Annotated in this window: 18 protein-coding genes and 1 pseudogene; 10 read left to right on the top strand and 9 right to left on the bottom strand. The window is 69.0% G+C overall.

What is annotated here, in order from left to right; all coding sequences use genetic code 11:
- Positions 1 to 63 precede the first annotated feature (63 nt).
- The 4 genes from AB0L65_RS02535 to AB0L65_RS02520 are packed head-to-tail and all read left to right on the top strand — an operon-like array spanning position 64 to position 3,762.
- Complete coding sequence (locus AB0L65_RS02535; protein WP_355194426.1) at positions 64 to 1,059, top strand: ABC transporter permease; 996 nt, start codon at positions 64 to 66, stop codon at positions 1,057 to 1,059.
- On the top strand, positions 1,056 to 1,940 hold the full coding sequence (locus tag AB0L65_RS02530; RefSeq protein ID WP_364239619.1) for an ABC transporter permease: 885 nt from the start codon (positions 1,056 to 1,058) through the stop codon (positions 1,938 to 1,940). Before AB0L65_RS02535 ends, AB0L65_RS02530 begins: the two co-directional genes overlap by 4 nt.
- A complete protein-coding gene (locus tag AB0L65_RS02525) occupies positions 1,937 to 2,878 on the top strand; it encodes an ABC transporter ATP-binding protein (RefSeq protein ID WP_364239618.1) in 942 nt (313 codons plus the stop codon). The genes AB0L65_RS02530 and AB0L65_RS02525 overlap by 4 nt, the downstream gene beginning before the upstream one ends.
- Positions 2,878 to 3,762: an ATP-binding cassette domain-containing protein gene (locus AB0L65_RS02520; RefSeq protein ID WP_364239616.1), complete on the top strand. Its 885-nt coding sequence runs from the start codon at positions 2,878 to 2,880 to the stop codon at positions 3,760 to 3,762. Before AB0L65_RS02525 ends, AB0L65_RS02520 begins: the two co-directional genes overlap by 1 nt.
- A gap of 9 nt (positions 3,763 to 3,771) precedes the next feature.
- On the opposite strand, the gene AB0L65_RS02515 is transcribed toward AB0L65_RS02520, so the two are convergent.
- The 3 genes from AB0L65_RS02515 to AB0L65_RS02505 form a co-directional block, all read right to left on the bottom strand.
- Positions 3,772 to 4,452 (bottom strand): DUF6879 family protein, encoded by a 681-nt coding sequence (locus AB0L65_RS02515; protein WP_350722821.1) that lies wholly within the window; start codon positions 4,450 to 4,452, stop codon positions 3,772 to 3,774.
- A gap of 87 nt (positions 4,453 to 4,539) precedes the next feature.
- Complete coding sequence (locus AB0L65_RS02510; protein WP_364239614.1) at positions 4,540 to 5,094, bottom strand: DUF1707 domain-containing protein; 555 nt, start codon at positions 5,092 to 5,094, stop codon at positions 4,540 to 4,542.
- 32 nt (positions 5,095 to 5,126) lie between these two features.
- A complete protein-coding gene (locus AB0L65_RS02505) occupies positions 5,127 to 5,855 on the bottom strand; it encodes a PadR family transcriptional regulator (protein WP_364239612.1) in 729 nt (242 codons plus the stop codon).
- Positions 5,856 to 6,274: 419 nt separating this feature from the next.
- Here AB0L65_RS02505 and AB0L65_RS02500 point away from each other — a divergent pair, with 419 nt between their 5' ends.
- Together AB0L65_RS02500 and acnA are read left to right on the top strand one after the other, a co-directional pair.
- A complete protein-coding gene (locus tag AB0L65_RS02500) occupies positions 6,275 to 7,003 on the top strand; it encodes a metal-dependent hydrolase (protein ID WP_350722815.1) in 729 nt (242 codons plus the stop codon).
- 146 nt (positions 7,004 to 7,149) lie between these two features.
- Positions 7,150 to 9,879, top strand: a complete 2,730-nt coding sequence (gene acnA, locus AB0L65_RS02495) for an aconitate hydratase AcnA (RefSeq protein ID WP_364239610.1) — start codon at positions 7,150 to 7,152, stop codon at positions 9,877 to 9,879.
- 164 nt (positions 9,880 to 10,043) lie between these two features.
- Here the strand turns inward: acnA and AB0L65_RS02490 are convergent, their stop codons facing one another.
- Positions 10,044 to 10,844: an ABC transporter permease gene (locus tag AB0L65_RS02490; protein WP_364239608.1), complete on the bottom strand. Its 801-nt coding sequence runs from the start codon at positions 10,842 to 10,844 to the stop codon at positions 10,044 to 10,046.
- Between the two features lie 15 nt (positions 10,845 to 10,859).
- Complete coding sequence (locus AB0L65_RS02485) at positions 10,860 to 11,777, bottom strand: ATP-binding cassette domain-containing protein (protein WP_364239606.1); 918 nt, start codon at positions 11,775 to 11,777, stop codon at positions 10,860 to 10,862.
- 70 nt (positions 11,778 to 11,847) lie between these two features.
- Here AB0L65_RS02485 and AB0L65_RS02480 point away from each other — a divergent pair, with 70 nt between their 5' ends.
- Complete coding sequence (locus tag AB0L65_RS02480; RefSeq protein ID WP_364239605.1) at positions 11,848 to 12,528, top strand: TetR/AcrR family transcriptional regulator C-terminal domain-containing protein; 681 nt, start codon at positions 11,848 to 11,850, stop codon at positions 12,526 to 12,528.
- On the opposite strand, the gene AB0L65_RS02475 is transcribed toward AB0L65_RS02480, so the two are convergent.
- Genes AB0L65_RS02475 through AB0L65_RS02465 form a run of 3 tightly spaced genes read right to left on the bottom strand, consistent with a single transcriptional unit; the run spans position 12,465 to position 13,835 of the window.
- Entirely contained in the window at positions 12,465 to 13,229 is a 765-nt protein-coding gene (locus AB0L65_RS02475; protein ID WP_364239603.1) for a neutral zinc metallopeptidase, read from the bottom strand. The genes AB0L65_RS02480 and AB0L65_RS02475 overlap by 64 nt on opposite strands.
- A 59-nt stretch (positions 13,230 to 13,288) precedes the next feature.
- Positions 13,289 to 13,624 carry a type II toxin-antitoxin system PemK/MazF family toxin gene (locus AB0L65_RS02470; protein WP_364239602.1) on the bottom strand — a complete coding sequence of 112 codons (336 nt, stop codon included), beginning with the start codon at positions 13,622 to 13,624 and terminating at the stop codon, positions 13,289 to 13,291.
- Positions 13,605 to 13,835, bottom strand: a complete 231-nt coding sequence (locus AB0L65_RS02465; protein WP_364239600.1) for a hypothetical protein — start codon at positions 13,833 to 13,835, stop codon at positions 13,605 to 13,607. The genes AB0L65_RS02470 and AB0L65_RS02465 overlap by 20 nt, the downstream gene beginning before the upstream one ends.
- A 269-nt stretch (positions 13,836 to 14,104) precedes the next feature.
- Between AB0L65_RS02465 and AB0L65_RS02460 the strand changes: the two genes are divergently transcribed.
- The 3 genes and pseudogenes from AB0L65_RS02460 (at position 14,105) to AB0L65_RS02450 (ending at position 15,384) form a co-directional block, all read left to right on the top strand.
- Positions 14,105 to 14,767 (top strand): sulfite exporter TauE/SafE family protein, encoded by a 663-nt coding sequence (locus tag AB0L65_RS02460; protein ID WP_364239598.1) that lies wholly within the window; start codon positions 14,105 to 14,107, stop codon positions 14,765 to 14,767.
- 8 nt (positions 14,768 to 14,775) lie between these two features.
- Positions 14,776 to 14,922: pseudogene (locus tag AB0L65_RS02455) on the top strand (TetR family transcriptional regulator); the annotation flags it as partial.
- A 54-nt stretch (positions 14,923 to 14,976) separates the two neighbouring features.
- Positions 14,977 to 15,384 carry a hypothetical protein gene (locus AB0L65_RS02450; protein WP_364239596.1) on the top strand — a complete coding sequence of 136 codons (408 nt, stop codon included), beginning with the start codon at positions 14,977 to 14,979 and terminating at the stop codon, positions 15,382 to 15,384.
- A 30-nt stretch (positions 15,385 to 15,414) separates the two neighbouring features.
- On the opposite strand, the gene AB0L65_RS02445 is transcribed toward AB0L65_RS02450, so the two are convergent.
- Positions 15,415 to 16,113 (bottom strand): TetR/AcrR family transcriptional regulator, encoded by a 699-nt coding sequence (locus tag AB0L65_RS02445; RefSeq protein WP_364239594.1) that lies wholly within the window; start codon positions 16,111 to 16,113, stop codon positions 15,415 to 15,417.
- Positions 16,114 to 16,212: the final 99 nt, after the last annotated feature.

Raw genomic sequence — 16,212 nt, 5'->3', positions numbered from 1 at the left:
CCCATCGTCCCCCGCTCCCGCAGGAGCGGGGGACTTTCACGGCTCTCACGGAGAAAGCATCACGTGCGTCGATATTTCGGCAGAAAACTGCTCATATACGGGCTGACCTTCTTCGTCGCCGTCACCGTCAACTGGCTGATCCCGCGTTTCATGCCCGGCGACCCGGTGGCGAGCATGGTGGCCAGGGCCAACGTCACCCAGCCCGCCGCCGCGGAGGCGATGCGGGTCTACTACAGCAACCTCTTCGGCTTCGACCAGCCGTTGATCACGCAGTACCTCAACTTCTGGGCCGCGCTGTTCAGGGGCGACTTCGGGATCAGCATCTGGCTGTTCCCTTCCCCCGTCAGCTCCGTGATCATGAGCGCGGTGCCGTACACGCTGGCGCTGATCATCCCGTCGGTGCTGCTGAGCTGGGTGGTGGGCAACTGGTTCGGCGCGTACGCGGCCCGGCGCAAGCTGCTCGACAACACCGTGCTCCCGGTCGGGTACGTCCTGACCGCGATGCCGTACATGTGGCTGGCCGTGCTCCTGGCCTGGGCGCTCGGCGTGATCGCCGGACTGTTCCCGGTGGCCGGCGGCTACAGCTTCTCGATGCGGCCCAACTGGTCGTGGGCGTTCCTGCTCGACCTGCTGCACCACTGGACGCTGCCGTTCCTGTCGCTGTTCCTGGTGGCGCTGGGCGGCTGGGCCATCGGCATGCGCAACATGATCATCTATGAGCTGGAGTCCGACTACTCCAACTACCTGGCCGCGCTCGGCGCGCCGGCCAGGCTCATCCGCAGGTACGCCTTCCGCAACGCCGTCCTGCCCCAGATCACCGGCCTGGCCCTGCAACTCGGCGTGATCGTGGCCGGAGCCCTGGTCACCGAGATCGTCTTCGCCTATCCGGGCCTGGGCAGCCTGATACTCAACGCCATCAAGAACAAGGACTTCTTCCTGCTCCAGGGCACGTTCCTGTTCATCGTGCTCGGCGTGCTGATCGCCAACTTCATCATCGACATCGTCTACGTCGTGGTCGATCCGCGTACGAGGGCGGGAATGGCGGGTGCGCGGGCATGACGGCACTCCAGGAAGTCGCCCCGCGCGAGCGGGCCGGGGTCCGGCGCGAGGCGCTCTACTTCGCGGTGCGCAACGGGAAACTGATGTTCGGCTTCGGCCTCGTGCTGGTGCTGCTCCTGCTCGGCCTGATCGGGCCGGTGCTGACCGGCGGCACGCCCAACGAGTACGGCCCCCAGCCCATGAGCCCGCCCTCGGCCGGGCACTGGCTCGGCACCACCACGTTCGGCCAGGACATCTTCCTGCAGTTCGTGCACGGCCTGCGCAGCACCTTCGCCGTGGGCGTGGTCGGCGGCGGCATCGCGGCGGCCATCGGCATGCTCGTCGGGTTCGTGGCCGGCTACCGCGGCGGCATCGTCGACGAGGTGCTCAACATGCTGACCAACGTCATCCTCGTCATCCCGACCCTGGCCGTGCTGCTGATCATCAACGCGTACCTGGGGATCAGGAGCGTGGCCGTGCAGGGCCTGTTCATCGGCCTGACGCAGTGGCCGTGGGCGGCACGGGCGATCAGGGCGCAGACGTTCTCGCTGCGTACGAGGGAGTTCGTGGACCTGGCCAGGATGAGCGGCGCGAGCACCTGGAAGATCATCACCAGGGAGATCGCGCCGAACATGAGCTCCTACCTGTTCATGACCTTCATCCTGCTGTTCGGCGGCTCGATCCTCATCGCCTCCTCGCTCGACTTCATCGGCCTCGGCCCGACCGAGGGGGTCTCGCTCGGCCTGATGCTGCAGAACGCCAACCAGTGGAGCGCGCTCCAGCTCGGCATGTGGTGGTGGTTCGTGCCGCCGGGCGCGGCCATCACCGCCATCGTGGGCGCCCTGTACGTGGCCAACGTCGGCCTCGACGAGGTCTTCAACCCGAAGCTGAGGGAGACATGAGCCTGCAGGTCAGCGAGCTGAGGGTGCACTACCGCACGCTCAGGGGCGAGGTCCGCGCCCTCGACGGCATGTCCTTCGAGCTGTCGGACGGCGAGATCCTCGGCCTGGTCGGCGAGTCCGGCTGCGGCAAGAGCACGCTGGGCAAGAGCCTCATCCGCATGGACGGCCGCATGCGCCACGTCGGCGGCCGGGTCGTGCTCGACGGCCGGGAGCTGCCCATCGCCGACGACCGCGGGATGAACGACTTCCGCTTCAAGGAGGTCTCCCTCATCCCGCAGTACGCCATGAGCGCGCTCAACCCCACCCGCAAGATCCGCAGGATGGTCGGCGAGCTGCTCAGGTCGAGGGGCGCGGAGGTGGACGCCGCCGAGCTGGAACGCCGGATGGACCAGGTCGGCCTGCCCCGGGAGGTGCTCGACCGCTACCCGATCGAGCTGTCCGGCGGCATGAAGCAGCGCATGGTGATGGTCATCTCGACGCTGCTCGACCCGTCCCTGCTGATCGCCGACGAGGTCACCTCCGCGCTCGACGTCTCCACCCAGAAGGCCGTCGCCCGCGCGCTGCTCGGCTTCCGCGAGAGCGGCTACGTCAAGAGCATGATCTTCGTCACCCACGACATCGCGCTCACCCACCACATCGCCGACACGATCATGGTCATGTACGCGGGCAGGCTCGCCGAGAAGGCGCCCGCCGACGTGATCGTCAAGGCGCCCCGCCATCCGTACACGAAGCTGCTGCTCGACTCCCTGCCCGAGGTCGGCGTCCGCTACGCCGACCGCAGGCTGGAGGGCATCGCCGGCAGCCCGCCGTCGCTGCTGGACCCGCCCGCCGGCTGCCGCTTCCGCGACCGCTGCCCGATCGCGGGGGACGAGTGCGCCGAGGAACCGCCCGTGGTCGCGCTCGCCTCCGACCATCACGTCGCCTGCTGGAAGGCCTGATGCTGAAACTCGACGACGTCACCAAGGAATTCAGGATCGGCGCGTTCGGCGGCAAGAGCGTCGCGGCCGTACGGAACGTGAGCTTCGAGGTCGTGCCCGGCGAGGTCGTCTCCCTCATCGGGGAGAGCGGCAGCGGCAAGAGCACGATCGGCCGGATGATCCTCGGCCTGAACCCGGTCACCAGCGGCACGATCACCTTCGACGGGCGGCCCGTGCGCGGCGGCAAGGAGTACTACCGCCACATCCAGGGCATCTTCCAGGACCCGTTCAGCTCGTTCAACCCGGTGTTCAAGGCCGACCGGGTGTTCGACCTGGTCAAGGAGGCGTACCACCCGTCCGTCCCGGCGGCCGAGTGGGCAGGACGGGTCGCGGCGTGCCTGCGCGACGTGCGGCTCAACCCCGACCAGGTGCTCGGCAAGTATCCGCACCAGCTCAGCGGCGGCCAGCTCCAGCGCCTGCTCATCGCCCGCGCGCTGCTGCTCGACATCAAGCTGCTGGTGGCCGACGAGATCACCAGCATGCTGGACGCCTCCACCCGCATCGACGTGCTCAACCTGCTCGCCGAGCTGAAGACCCGGGGCCTCGGCGTGCTCTACATCACGCACGACCTCTCGCTCGGCAACTACCTCGCCGAGCGCACGGTGGTGCTGCGCCAGGGGAGCGTGGTCGAGACGGGGCCGACGGACAAGGTCTTCGGCGATCCGCTGCACCCCTACACCCGCGAGCTGCTGTCCGCCGTGCCACGCCTGCACCAGGCCTGGGACGACGCCACGCCCGTGGAAACCTGCCTCTACCACGAGCGCGGCGGCACGGGAGCGCTGCTGGAGGCCGAACCCGGCCATCTCGTGGCGTGCGCCCGGCTCCCGGCCTGCCGAGAAATGTGAAGGGGGCGCTCAGACCCGGAACTCCTCGGTACGGTGCGCGTAGGCGGGCAGCGCGGCCCGCATCTCGTCGGTGACCTGCGGCGGCGGCAGCGGCACGATCTCCCGCTCGTGGAAGTCGAGCACGTTCTCCCCCTCGGCGAACAGCTCCTGGACCGTCCGCAGGCACGGCCCCACGACCGCGGGATCGGTGATCCGCCGCCCGCCCATGCCCCCGCCGTACCGGTCGTACAGCACTTCGTACATCAGGGACGGAGAGAAGATCACCAGCTCCGGCATCGGGTCGAGCCCCGCCACCCGCTCGGCCGGCACCACCCGGCACGGGGAGCCGGCCCTGGCGCGTAAGGCCAGGATGTGCATCTCCCACTGCAGGTACGAGGTGATCGGGAACTCGACGACCCGCACCCGCTTGACCGGGACGCGGTGCCGGAAATAGTCGGCCACGGTCGCCGCCATGTGCGCGGTCAGGGCCAGCGAACGCTCCCAGTCGCCGTCCATCATGGCCCGCCAGCTCGCCACGTCCGGCTCGTAGAAGTGCTGGGCGCGCTCCAGCTTCCACATCGGCTCGGGGCAGATCGCGTGGTCGCGGTCGAAACCGGTTTGGTACTCCGGCACGTCCAGGGCGAGGCCGTCGGCCGGGGCGACGGCGGCGAACGGGTTCGTGCGGCGGGCCGGAGCGCCCTGCTGGGTCATGCGGCGTCCCTTCGACTCTGAAGATCCGCCCTGATCATGAAATGAGCCCCTGACAGGGTCAAGGCCCAAAACGATCCGGGCGGACCGTCAGCGCCGGTGGTGGAAGCGCCGGTGGATGAGGCTGAACACCATGGCTCCCAGCCACACCACGAAGAGCACCTTGAAGATCCCGAACCCGCCGAAGATCAGCCCCAGCAGCAGGAACACGAACAGCACGCCCATGAACGGGTGCGGCCCGCGATGGCGCCGCCACGGGTGGTTGCCGCCCTGCTCGCGCCACTGGCGGCGCATCTCCCGGCGGGCCTGGTGCATGGAGTGACGCATGTCATGGTGGGACTGGTGCATGGACTGCATCTGCCGGCGGTGCGCCGACATCGCCTCCCGCCAGCCGTCCATGTCATGGTGGGGGTCATGGTGGGGGTCGTAGTGGGGTGCGGGCTCGCGGTAGCCGGGCGCGGGCTGCGGCCCCGGCAGGTCGGCCGTCACCTTCGACAGGTCACGGGCCGTCTTCGAGGCCAGCGCCTGGTCGAGTCGCTCGTCGAGCTCCTCGTGGGTCAGGCGGCCCTGCGCGAAGTGCTCGCGCAGGACGGCCATCGTCTGCTCACGCTCGGCGTCGCCGATGCGAAGGTCGTGCGAGTCCATACCTGATCCCGAATCCTTCCGGAAGCTCGCGCTCACTCCTCGCCCGGTTCGTCGTCCGCCAGGATCTGGTAGAGCTTGCGCCGGGTCTCTATAAGAGTCTTACGCGCTTCTCGGATTTGTGCGTCGTTCCCGGTCTGCAAAACCTGCATCATGGCGAAGGCCGACTGCCGGGCGATGTGCCAGAGATCGGCGGTGTTGTCGTCGATGTCGGGGCGCATCTCGTCCCACGGGGCCCGGACCTCGTCCGCGTGCGACTCGATGTAGTTGCGCCCCGCCTCGGTGAGGCGGAAGGTCTTGCGGCCCTCGCTCTCCTCCGAGATCACCAGGCCCTCGTCGGTGAGCTGCTGCAGCGCCGGGTAGACGGCGCCGGGGCTGGGCTTCCAGCCGCCCTCGCTGCGCTCGGCGATCTCCTGGATGATCTGGTAGCCGTTGCGCGGCTCCTCCAAGAGCAGGGCCAGGATCGCGGCGCGTACGTCGCCCCGCTTGGCCTTGCGGCCCCGGCCGCCCCAGCCCCGCTGGCCGCCCCACGGCCCGCCGGGGCCGCCCCAGGGGCCGCGCCCCCAGTCGAACGGGAACGGTCCGGGACCGCCGCGCCTGCCGCGCTGGCGGTGCTCGTGGTGGTGGCCGCGGCCACCCATGTCGTCGAAGGCCTCGGAAACGGCCCTGAACGCCTCGCGGGCGGCGTGCTTGGCCTCACGGGCCGCCTGCCGGTACTCGTGCGCGCCGGGCCAGTGCCCGCCTGCTGCCTGTGCGGAATCCATTTCTCCCCCTATATCGTGATCTGTTCTCGATGCGTCAACGATATATCGATAGTGTGTCGTTCGCAAGGGCGGTGCGGGAGTGAGCCAGATCACGAAAAAGTTGCGGAATCCGGGAACAGGATTGAGGAAAGGCTCGTTATCTAGAGCAGACGAGGTCGTTCCGCGTCGGCAGGGCTGGGGGGTGCTGTCGCCGCGGAGACGGCCTCGTCTGCGTTTGCGGGGACTTTTCGGGACCGCGCACCCACTCCTTCCCCGCTCGCGTGCGCGGGGGAGCGGGTCGGTCGCGAAGACCGTGCGTGATCACGTATCCCCCATGTTTTCGCCAAGCAACGCGTCGCGGATCGGCCCCAGGTCATCGTGAAGGCCCCGCCAGGCGGGTCTCGGCGCGTAAAGGACTTCTTTGCCGTACAGTCCGGATCATGATGGGGCACACGCACGCGATGACCGGGGCCATCGCCTGGCTGGGGCTGGCGCCGCCCCTCGCCGCACTTCCGTTGCTGAACGAGTCGTCCCGGTTCGTCGAGACGGGAATCATGGCCACCGCGCTCAGCCCGGCGGAGCTGATCGCCGGTGCCCTCATCTGCGCGGGCGCCGCGATGCTGCCCGACCTCGACCATCCGAGCGCGACGATCGCGCAGACCTTCGGGCCGGTCACGTGGGCGCTCAGCAAGGCCGTGAGCTGGGTCAGCGGCGGCCACCGCGGGGCGACCCACTCGCTGGTGTTCGCGGCGGCGCTCGGATTCGGGGCCCACTGGCTGGCCAACACCTATCCCATCGGGCGCGACATCATGGTCGTGCTGCTCATCGGCCTGGCCCTGCGGGCGATCGGCGTCGGGATCCCCGGCAACAAGGCGGGTTCCGCGATGATCAACATCGGGCTGACCGCCGGGCTTTACGCCGTCTTCCTCTCGCTCGGCGTGGGCTACGCCTGGCTGGGGCTCGCGGTGGCGATCGGGTGCCTCATCCATGTCGTGGGCGACTGCATGACCGAACGGGGCTGTCCGGTGCTGTGGCCGCTGGGGGCCAAGTTCGTGCTGCCGTGGAAGATCGGCATCAAGACCGGCAAGACGTTCGAGCAGAAGATCCTCGCGCCGATCCTGTCGGTGGCCATCGTCGGCCTGCTGTTCTGGCGACTGGCACCCGGTTAACTTGATGTCGAGATAACCTAGGGATATCTTGACGTCGAGACATCCGCCGCGGAGCTCGCCAGTTAGGGTCACCTAACGTGCTGGTCGTGCGAAGAGTGCGGCAGGATTTGGTCTGAGAAAATGTCTGATGGAGGAGGCGAATCACCGTGTCCGCGAACAGCTTCGGCAGCCGTGACACGCTACGCGTCGGCGACGCGTCGTACGAGATTTTCCGGCTGGACGCCGTCGAGGGCGCCGCACGCCTCCCGTACAGCCTGAAGATCCTGCTGGAAAACCTCCTCCGCACCGAGGACGGCGCGAACATCACCGCCGACCACATCCGGGCGCTGGGTGGCTGGGACCCGAAGGCGGCGCCGAGCGTGGAGATCCAGTTCACGCCCGCGCGCGTCATCATGCAGGACTTCACCGGCGTCCCCTGCGTGGTCGACCTGGCCACCATGCGCGAGGCCGTGCGCGACCTCGGCGGCGACGCGGCCCGCATCAACCCGCTCGCGCCGGCCGAGATGGTCATCGACCACTCGGTCATCGTCGACTTCTTCGGCCACCCCGACGCCTTCCAGCGCAACGTCGAGCGCGAGTACGAGCGCAACCGCGAGCGCTACCAGTTCCTGCGCTGGGGCCAGACGGCCTTCGACGAGTTCAAGGTCGTCCCGCCCGGCACCGGCATCGTCCACCAGGTCAACATCGAGCACCTGGCCCGCGTGGTGATGATCCGCGACGGCAAGGCGTACCCCGACACCTGCGTCGGCACCGACTCCCACACCACCATGGAGAACGGCATCGGCGTCCTGGGCTGGGGCGTCGGCGGCATCGAGGCCGAGGCCGCGATGCTCGGCCAGCCGATCTCCATGCTCATCCCGCGCGTGGTCGGCTTCAAGCTCAACGGCAAGCTGCCCGCCGGGGCCACCGCCACCGACCTGGTGCTCACGATCACCGAGATCCTGCGCAAGCACGGCGTCGTCGGCAAGTTCGTGGAGTTCTACGGCGAGGGCGTCTCGTCCGTGCCGCTGGCCGACCGGGCCACGATCGGCAACATGAGCCCCGAGTTCGGCTCCACCTGCGCGATCTTCCCGATCGATGGCCAGACCGTCGACTACCTGCGCCTGACCGGCCGCTCCGAGGAGCAGATCGCGCTCGTCGAGGCGTACGCCAAGACCCAGGGCCTCTGGCTCGACCCGTCCGCGCCCGAGCCGGTCTTCTCCGAGTACATCGAGCTCGACCTCGGCACCGTCGTGCCGTCCATCGCCGGCCCCAAGCGCCCGCAGGACCGCATCGCGCTGTCGGCCGCCAAGGCCACCTGGCGCCACGACGTCCAGAACTACGTCGAGGACGGCGTCGACGAGGCGGGCCAGGAGACCTTCCCGGCCTCCGACGCGCCCGCCTCCAACGCCCGCGCCAACGGCGGCCGGCCGCACAAGCCGGTGGCGGTCACGCTGGCCGACGGCACCTCGTTCGAGATCGACCACGGCATCGTCTCGATCGCCGCGATCACCTCGTGCACCAACACCTCCAACCCGTACGTCATGCTCGGCGCGGCGCTGCTGGCCCGCAACGCCGTCGAGAAGGGCCTGACCCGCAAGCCGTGGGTCAAGACCTCGCTGGCCCCGGGCTCGCAGGTCGTGACCGGCTACTTCGAGCGCTCGGGGCTCCAGCCGTACCTCGACAAGATCGGCTTCAACCTCGTCGGCTACGGCTGCACCACCTGCATCGGCAACTCGGGCCCGCTGCCGCCGGAGATCTCCGAGGCCGTGCAGGCCAACGACCTCGCGGTCACGGCCGTGCTGTCGGGCAACCGCAACTTCGAGGGCCGCATCAACCCCGACGTCAAGATGAACTACCTGGCCTCGCCGCCGCTCGTGGTGGCGTACGCGCTGGCCGGGACCATGGACGTCGACCTCGACACCGAGCCGCTGGGCCTGGGCAACGACGGCAAGCCCGTCTACCTGAGGGACATCTGGCCGTCGCCGGAGGAGATCTCCGCGGTGGTCAACTCCTCCATCGGCCGTGACATGTTCGAGCGCGACTACGCCGACGTGTTCAAGGGTGACGACCACTGGCGCTCGCTGCCGATCCCGACCGGCGACACGTTCGAGTGGGACCCGTCCTCGACCTACGTGCGCAAGGCCCCCTACTTCGACGGCATGCCGTCCAAGCCGGAGCCCGTCACCGACATCGCCGGCGCCCGCGTGCTGGTCAAGGTCGGCGACTCGGTCACCACCGACCACATCTCGCCGGCCGGCTCCATCAAGACCGGCACCCCGGCCGCGCAATACCTGCAGGCCAACGGGGTCGAGGTGAAGGACTTCAACTCCTACGGCTCGCGGCGCGGCAACCACGAGGTGATGATCCGGGGCACGTTCGCCAACATCCGCCTGCGCAACCAGATCGCGCCGGGCACCGAGGGCGGCTACACCCGCGACTTCACCCAGCCCGACGGGCCGGTGTCGTTCATCTACGACGCCTCGGTCAACTACGCCGCGGCCGAGACGCCGCTGGTGGTGCTGGCGGGCAAGGAGTACGGCTCCGGCTCCTCGCGCGACTGGGCGGCCAAGGGCACGGCGCTGCTGGGCGTGCGCGCGGTCATCGCCGAGTCGTACGAGCGCATCCACCGCTCCAACCTGATCGGCATGGGCGTGCTCCCGCTGCAGTTCCCCGAGGGCGCCACGGCGGAGTCGCTCGGGCTGACCGGCGAGGAGACCTTCGACATCACGGGTGTCGAGGAGCTCAACTCCGGCGGCATCCCGAGCACGGTGCACGTCAGAGCCGGCGAGGTGGAGTTCGACGCGGTCGTGCGCATCGACACGCCGGGTGAGGCCGACTACTACCGGCACGGCGGGATCATGCAGTACGTTCTTCGCTCGTTGCTCGCGAAGTGACTTCCCGGGCTCGCGCGCGGTCATGAGCCGCGCGGGGGCCGGGATCCCTTGGCCGCTCGTCGAAGCCGGGGGTGGGGCGTGATCCTCACGCGCCCGTATCGGGGGAACCACCCGACACAAAGAAGAGCCGCCCGGCGGGACAACCCCCGCCGGGCGGCTCTTCGTCATCGGGACATCGTCCGGTAGCGGTGGACGGACAGCGGCAGGAACACCGCGAGGATCGCCACCGACCAGATCAGGCTCGCGGCCACCGGGTGCTGCAGCGGCCAGGCCGAGGAGACCGAGGTGGGGTTGCCGAACAGGCCGCGGGTGGCGGCCACGACGGCGCTCATGGGGTTCCAGTCGGTGATGGGCTTGAGCCAGGCCGGCAGTCCCTCGGTGGGGACGAACGTGTTGGCCAGGAACGTCATCGGCATCAGCCAGCCGAAGGTGGCCGCGTCCGCCTGCCCGCCGCTCTTGACCCACAGGCCGATGTACGTGCCCATCCAGATCATCGCGAACCCGAACAGCGCCAGCAGCCCGAACGCCCCCGCCGTCGCCCCCAGGCTCCCGTGCGCCCGCCACCCGGCCAGCAGCAGTCCGGTCAGCACCATGGCGGACAGCGACAGCAGGTGCAGCGACAGGGCGGCCACGCTCCGCCCGACCAGCACGGCGCTGCGGGCGATGGGCTGGGCGCGGAACCTGTCGGTGATCCCGCGGGCCATGTCCTCGGCCACGGTGGTGGCGGCAGAGGTGGCCGTCATGGCCATGACCTGCATGAAGATGCCGGGCATGAGGTAGTCGCGGTAGTCGCCGCCGCTCGGCAGGGTGATCGCGCTGCCGAAGACATAGCCGAACAGCACGGTCATGATCACGGGGAACACCAGGAATCCCGCGATCTCGGCCGGCTGGGCCTTCAGCCGCGAATAGGTGCGGCCCGCGATGGTGAGGGAGTCGTTCAGGGTCCAGCGCAGCGTCTCGTACATCTCTCCGGCTCCTTCTCAGGCTGTCAGGTGGAGGAAGACCTCGTCGAGGGTCGGCCGCCGCAGCGCCAGGTCCTCCACGGGGATGCCGGCCGCGTCCAGCGCGCCGGCGATGCGGACGAGCGACTGCGCTCCGTCGGCCGCGGGGACGGTCACCTGCCGCCCCTCGGCACTCTCGATCTCCGGGGATCCGGCGCCGCGCAGCAGCCGCAGCCCCGCGTCCACGTCCCCCGGCTCCCGGAAGACGACCTGGACCCGGTCGCCGCCGACCTGCCTCTTCAGCTCGGCGGGTGACCCCGCCGCGGCCACCACGCCCTCCCTCAGCACCACGATCTGGTCCGCGAGCCGGTCGGCCTCGTCCAGGTACTGGGTGGTCAGCAGCAGCGTCGTGCCCTCCTTCACCAGGTCGAGCAGCAGGTCCCAGAGCTGCATCCGGCTGCGCGGGTCGAGCCCGGTGGTCGGCTCGTCCATGAACAGCACCGGCGGCGACACGATCAGGCTCGCCGCCAGGTCGAGCCGGCGCCGCATGCCCCCCGAATACTCCTTGACCGGCCGCTGTCCCGCCTCGGCCAACTCGAACCGCTCCAGCAGCGCGACCGCCCTGCGCCGCGCCTCGGCCCTGCTCAGGTGGTAGAGCCGCCCGAACAGCTCCAGGTTGCGCCGCCCGGTCAGCAGCTCGTCCACGGCCGCGTGCTGCCCGGCCAGGCCGATGCGGAAGCGCAGCGCGGCCGCGTCGCGCACGACGTCCAGCCCGGCGACCTCGGCGTGGCCCGCGTCGGGGCGCAGGAGCGTGGCGAGGATGCGTACGGCGGTGGTCTTGCCTGCCCCGTTCGGCCCCAGCAGGCCGCAGACGGTGCCGGCCGGGACGTCGAGGTCGATGCCCTTGAGCGCTTCGGTGGCCGCGTACCGCTTCCGTAATCCTTCCGCGTGGATCATGAAGATCCTCCTTAACGCTGTTAAATCTAACAGCGTTAAGGGTGCATTGAACGTTGTTAAGCTGTCAACCGTGGCACTCGAAAAAGGCACCATCGTCGCGACCGCGCTACGGCTCCTGGACGAGGTCGGGCTCGACGGGCTGACGCTGCGCCGGCTCGCGGGCGAGCTGGGCGTGCAGGCCCCGGCCCTCTACTGGCACTTCAAGAACAAGCAGGAACTGCTGGACGCGATGGCGGCGGCGATGATGTCCGCGCACACGTCGCGCCCCACGCTGACGGAGCCGGGCAAGTGGCGGGAGTGGGTCGCCGGCTACGCGCATGCCGACCGCGCGATGCTCAACTCCTATCGCGACGGGGCCAAGCTGGTGGCGGGCACGCGGCCGTCGTCGGAGCTGTTCGCCGTGGTGGAGCGGGCGCTGGCAGGGCTGGAGACGGCGGGGTTCGGCGCCGGGGACGCGGCGCGGGGGCTGTTCACGGTGAGCGGGTACGTGGCCGGCTTCGTGCTGGAGGAGCAGGCCGACCGGGCGCGTACGGACGAGGAGCGCGGCATGCCGGACATGGAGGAGTTCCAGAAGACCTATCCGCGGCTGATGGCGGGCCTGGCGGAGCTGGGCGACCCGCAGGGCGACCGGTCGTTCGAGGGCGGGCTGCAGCTGATCCTCGACGGGATGGGGCTGCGCCTGAAGGCTCAGGACACCTTGGCGGCGGGCGCGGACCAGGTGTCGCAGGCGGAGGGGGAGACGGCGCGGTAGCCGCGCTGGAGCCAGTAAACGCGGGTGGCGCCCTTGCCGTGGCTGCGGTAGCCGTCCTCGTCGCCGCTGGCCCGGGTGGCGTCGAGCAGCGCCGCCCAGTCGTCCTTGCCACGCCGCAGCGACCCCCACACGCTGCCGAGGAACACCCCGGACAGGCAGTCGGCCTGCAGTTCGAAGCGCCGCTTCAGCTCGCCCTGGCGGTCGGCCGCGATCTTCGCCTTGTACTGCCGCCAGACGCCGAGCCGGCTCTGCAGGTGGTGCCCGTACTCGTGGGCGGCCACCTTGAACGGATAGAGATCGGTCCTGTCCTCGATCCACCGGCCGGTGAGAGGGAACACCAGGGTGCCGCGTTCCATGCAGTAGAAGGCCGCCGCCTGCTCGGGCCACGGCACCCCGCACACGGTGCTCTCGGGCTCCTCGTAGTACCGCACGACGGGCTTGCCGAAGGCCCATCCGGCCCGCCCGAAGTAAGCACCCCACGACGTGTCCAGACATTTCACGACTGCTGTGAGGTACTGCCGGGCCCGCGGAATCCCCCCGTACGTGATCGCCGTCTCGGGACAGGCGGTGTCACGCAGCTTCCCGGCCTTCTTGGCGAACGGGCTGGTGACAGGGGCGGCGTGGGCGATCTGAGCGGGCACGCAGACGGCCGCGAGGACCGCGACGAGGGCGAGGGCGCGCTTGAACGGGAGGGACTGCACGGAGGGCAGCTTAACGATCAGCGGCGGTGTGGCACGATGGAGGTGCCACCCGGCGAACTTCACAGCATCCGGTTGAACGCGGTGATCGCTTCTGCGACGACGTCGTCGGGCACGCTGCCGATGAAGAAGTCGAGCCGGTCGGGCGAGATCGCGCGCACTTGCTCGATCATCGCCCAGCTTGTCCTGGTCAGCCCGGTGCCTTTCCGGTCGATGCGGATATGTGAGGGATATCCGCGGTCGCGGCTGGTCAGCGGCACCGCGACGACGAGCCCCAGCTTCGATTGGTTGAACTGGTCGCCGCTGAGGATCATGGCCGGGCGATCGAAGCCTTGCTCGCAGCCGACCGGATGATGATCGAACTGCGTGAACCAGATCTCACCTTGGCTTGGTTTCATCCTTCTCCTTGGGAAATGTGATCAGTCCCTCCCACTCGGGCGCGATCCGGCGGGAGCGTGGCCGTGGCCCCAACCAGGCCTCGCGCTCGGCGAGGTAGTCGGCCCAGCCTTCGGGGTCTTCGCGCTGGGTCCGCTCGACCTGCTCGTTTACGGTTTGCCAGAACAGCTTCTGCTCGTAGTCGGCGATGGCTTCGTTAAGCACCTCGGTCATGGTTCGGCGCTCCTGCCGGGCGATTGCGGCTAGTCGGTCTCGGGTCTTGATGGTGACGCGTATCGACGTCGCAGCGGCTTTGGGTCTCATGGGCATACTCCAGACACTACGTCGACGCCGTGAGGAGCACAGTACACCCGCTCAGTCACTCTCGCAGTACGAATGGCAACAGAGGGTAAAGGTGATTGACTCGCACCATGACTGATGTGGCGTTGGTGCTGATTGTTGGCGGTTTGGCGGTCTTCGTTGGGGCGATTGTCCAAGGTGGTGTGGGTTTCGGTCTCGGGCTGGTCGCCGCTCCCGTGCTCACCATGCTCGACCCCGACCTCATGCCCGGCGCCATCCAGGTCGTCAACGTGACGCTCCCGCTGTTCACGCTGGCCGCCGAATGGCGGACGGTGGACTGGCGCGGGCTCGGGTTCGCGGTGCTGGGGAGACTGCCCGGGAGCGTCATCGGCGCAGTCATCGTTGTCTACGTTTCCGCATACTCCAGAGGCGTCTTCGTCGCGGTCATGGTGCTCGTCGCGGTGGCCCTGACGGCCAGGGCGCTGAGCGTGCCGCGTAACGGGGTGACGCTCGCCTCCGCCGGGTTCGTCTCCGGGATCACCGGGACGGCGACCGGCATCGGCGGGCCGCCCATGGGGCTGGTGTACCAGCACGCCAAGGGGCCGCAGATCAGGGCGACGCTGGCGATGTTCTTCTTCCTGAGTGCCGCCCAGTCGCTGGTCATCCTCGCGGTCGTGGACGAGCTCCCGGCCCGGGCGCTGACGACCGGGGCGATCCTGATCGTGCCGATGGTGCTCGGCTTCCTGGTCTCGGGGCCGCTGCGGCGGTATCTCGACGGCGGCAAGGTGCGGGTGGCCGTGCTCGTGGTGGCCGCCGCCTCCGCCTTGGCGCTGCTCGTACAGAACGTGATCGCGCAGCTCGCCTGAGACCGTGACTGCGCACCCGAAGGGCGCTGATCGAGGCCGCGCAGGAGACCTACGCCGAGCGCGGTGACTTCGAGGTCAGCATCCAGCAGATCACAGATGCCGCCGACGTCGGTTTCGGTACGTTCTACAATCACTTCTCGTCCAAGGCCGAACTGCTCGACGCGGCGATCGCCGAGGCGCTCGAGACCCACGCCGCCTGGCTGGAGCAGTTGCTCGCCGACGTCGACGACCCGGCTGTGGTCTTCGCGACGTCGATGCGACTCACCGGCCGGCTCGTCCGCACCCGCCCGCGGCTGGCGCAGGTGATGCTGAACAGCAGGGGTGCGCTGCTGGAAGCGCCGTACGGCCACGCGGTGCACGCCCGCAACGACATCGAGGCGGCCATCTCCGCCGGCCGCTTCGTCATCGACGACGTCGGGGTCGCGCTCGCCTGCACCGCGGGGTGCCTGATCGCCACGATGCACCTCTGCTTCACCGACCCGAAGGACTCGGTCGACGACGTCGCCGACCAGACCGTGCTCGACGTCCTGCGGATGTTCGGCATGGCCGAATCGGAGGCCCGCCGCATCGTGGCACTGCCGCTCCCGGCCGACGAGCCTCCGCCCGAATCGATCTGAGCGACGGGACGTACCGGCGGAACTCATGGGTCATTGGGGTTGCGTGATGCGTTCGAGCCATCGCCGCAGCAGGGCGGTCTCCGCCGGTTCGAGGGCGTCGGTCCCGACGAGATCGAGTTGCGCGTGAAGGCGTAGTGCGGCGGCGCGCACGGGGTCGGCGTCGTTGTGAGCGGTCGTTTCGGTGAGTACGTACGAAAACACGGCGTCTCGCATGCGGTGGGACAGCGCGGGGTCGTCGAACAGGGCCGGTCTGGAGATGTGGTCCAGGGCGGTCCCGACGTTCGCCGCCAGGATGAGCTGAGCGGCGGTCCGCGGCGCGACCGTCAACGCGCCCGCCGCCGCGCACCGGGTGAGCGCCGCCACCAGCAGGTCCATCACGCGATCTCGCGCCGTTGAGTGGGACCACGGCCGGGGAGCGAACATGAGCTGGTAGAGGGCCGGGTTCTCCTTCGCGAACGCCATGTGGCCGTCCCAGCCGGCGTGCAGATCGGCGACCGGGTCGTGCGTCTGCTCCTGAGCGGCCTTGATCGCGGCGTACCGCTCGTACCCGTGGTCGGCGACGGCGTCGAGCAGCCCGTGCTTGTCGCCGAACAGCCGGTAGAGCACGGGCTGGCTCACGCCGACCGCCTCGCAGACCGCGCGCGTGGCGATCTCGTGGTTCGCGGACGTCGCCAGTTGCCGCACCGCGGCTTCGATCATCGCCGTGCGAAGCGGGTCTGTCGCTGCCATGGAATCAATGCTACTGCCATTCGATAGCGGTGATACGGATCTGTGCTATGGTCGCTCCGTAGCATCGATATGGAAAAAACGTATCGAAGATAAGGAGCT

It is taken from the genome of Nonomuraea sp. NPDC052116, assembly GCF_040680035.1.
In the GTDB taxonomy this organism is placed as follows: Bacteria; Actinomycetota; Actinomycetes; order Streptosporangiales; family Streptosporangiaceae; genus Nonomuraea; species Nonomuraea angiospora_A.
This window is presented reverse-complemented; position numbering and strand designations above follow the sequence as displayed.

Coding starts and splice junctions, on each gene's coding strand:
- AB0L65_RS02445 (WP_364239594.1), bottom strand. CDS start 16,113: ATGGCAGCGACAGACCCGCTTCGCACGGCGATGATCGAAGCCGCGGTG.
- AB0L65_RS02520 (WP_364239616.1), top strand. CDS start 2,878: ATGCTGAAACTCGACGACGTCACCAAGGAATTCAGGATCGGCGCGTTC.
- AB0L65_RS02490 (WP_364239608.1), bottom strand. CDS start 10,844: ATGTACGAGACGCTGCGCTGGACCCTGAACGACTCCCTCACCATCGCG.
- AB0L65_RS02515 (WP_350722821.1), bottom strand. CDS start 4,452: ATGACCCAGCAGGGCGCTCCGGCCCGCCGCACGAACCCGTTCGCCGCC.
- AB0L65_RS02530 (WP_364239619.1), top strand. CDS start 1,056: ATGACGGCACTCCAGGAAGTCGCCCCGCGCGAGCGGGCCGGGGTCCGG.
- AB0L65_RS02470 (WP_364239602.1), bottom strand. CDS start 13,624: ATGAAACCAAGCCAAGGTGAGATCTGGTTCACGCAGTTCGATCATCAT.
- AB0L65_RS02465 (WP_364239600.1), bottom strand. CDS start 13,835: ATGACCGAGGTGCTTAACGAAGCCATCGCCGACTACGAGCAGAAGCTG.
- AB0L65_RS02500 (WP_350722815.1), top strand. CDS start 6,275: ATGATGGGGCACACGCACGCGATGACCGGGGCCATCGCCTGGCTGGGG.
- AB0L65_RS02510 (WP_364239614.1), bottom strand. CDS start 5,094: ATGGACTCGCACGACCTTCGCATCGGCGACGCCGAGCGTGAGCAGACG.
- AB0L65_RS02485 (WP_364239606.1), bottom strand. CDS start 11,777: ATGATCCACGCGGAAGGATTACGGAAGCGGTACGCGGCCACCGAAGCG.
- AB0L65_RS02525 (WP_364239618.1), top strand. CDS start 1,937: ATGAGCCTGCAGGTCAGCGAGCTGAGGGTGCACTACCGCACGCTCAGG.
- AB0L65_RS02505 (WP_364239612.1), bottom strand. CDS start 5,855: ATGGATTCCGCACAGGCAGCAGGCGGGCACTGGCCCGGCGCGCACGAG.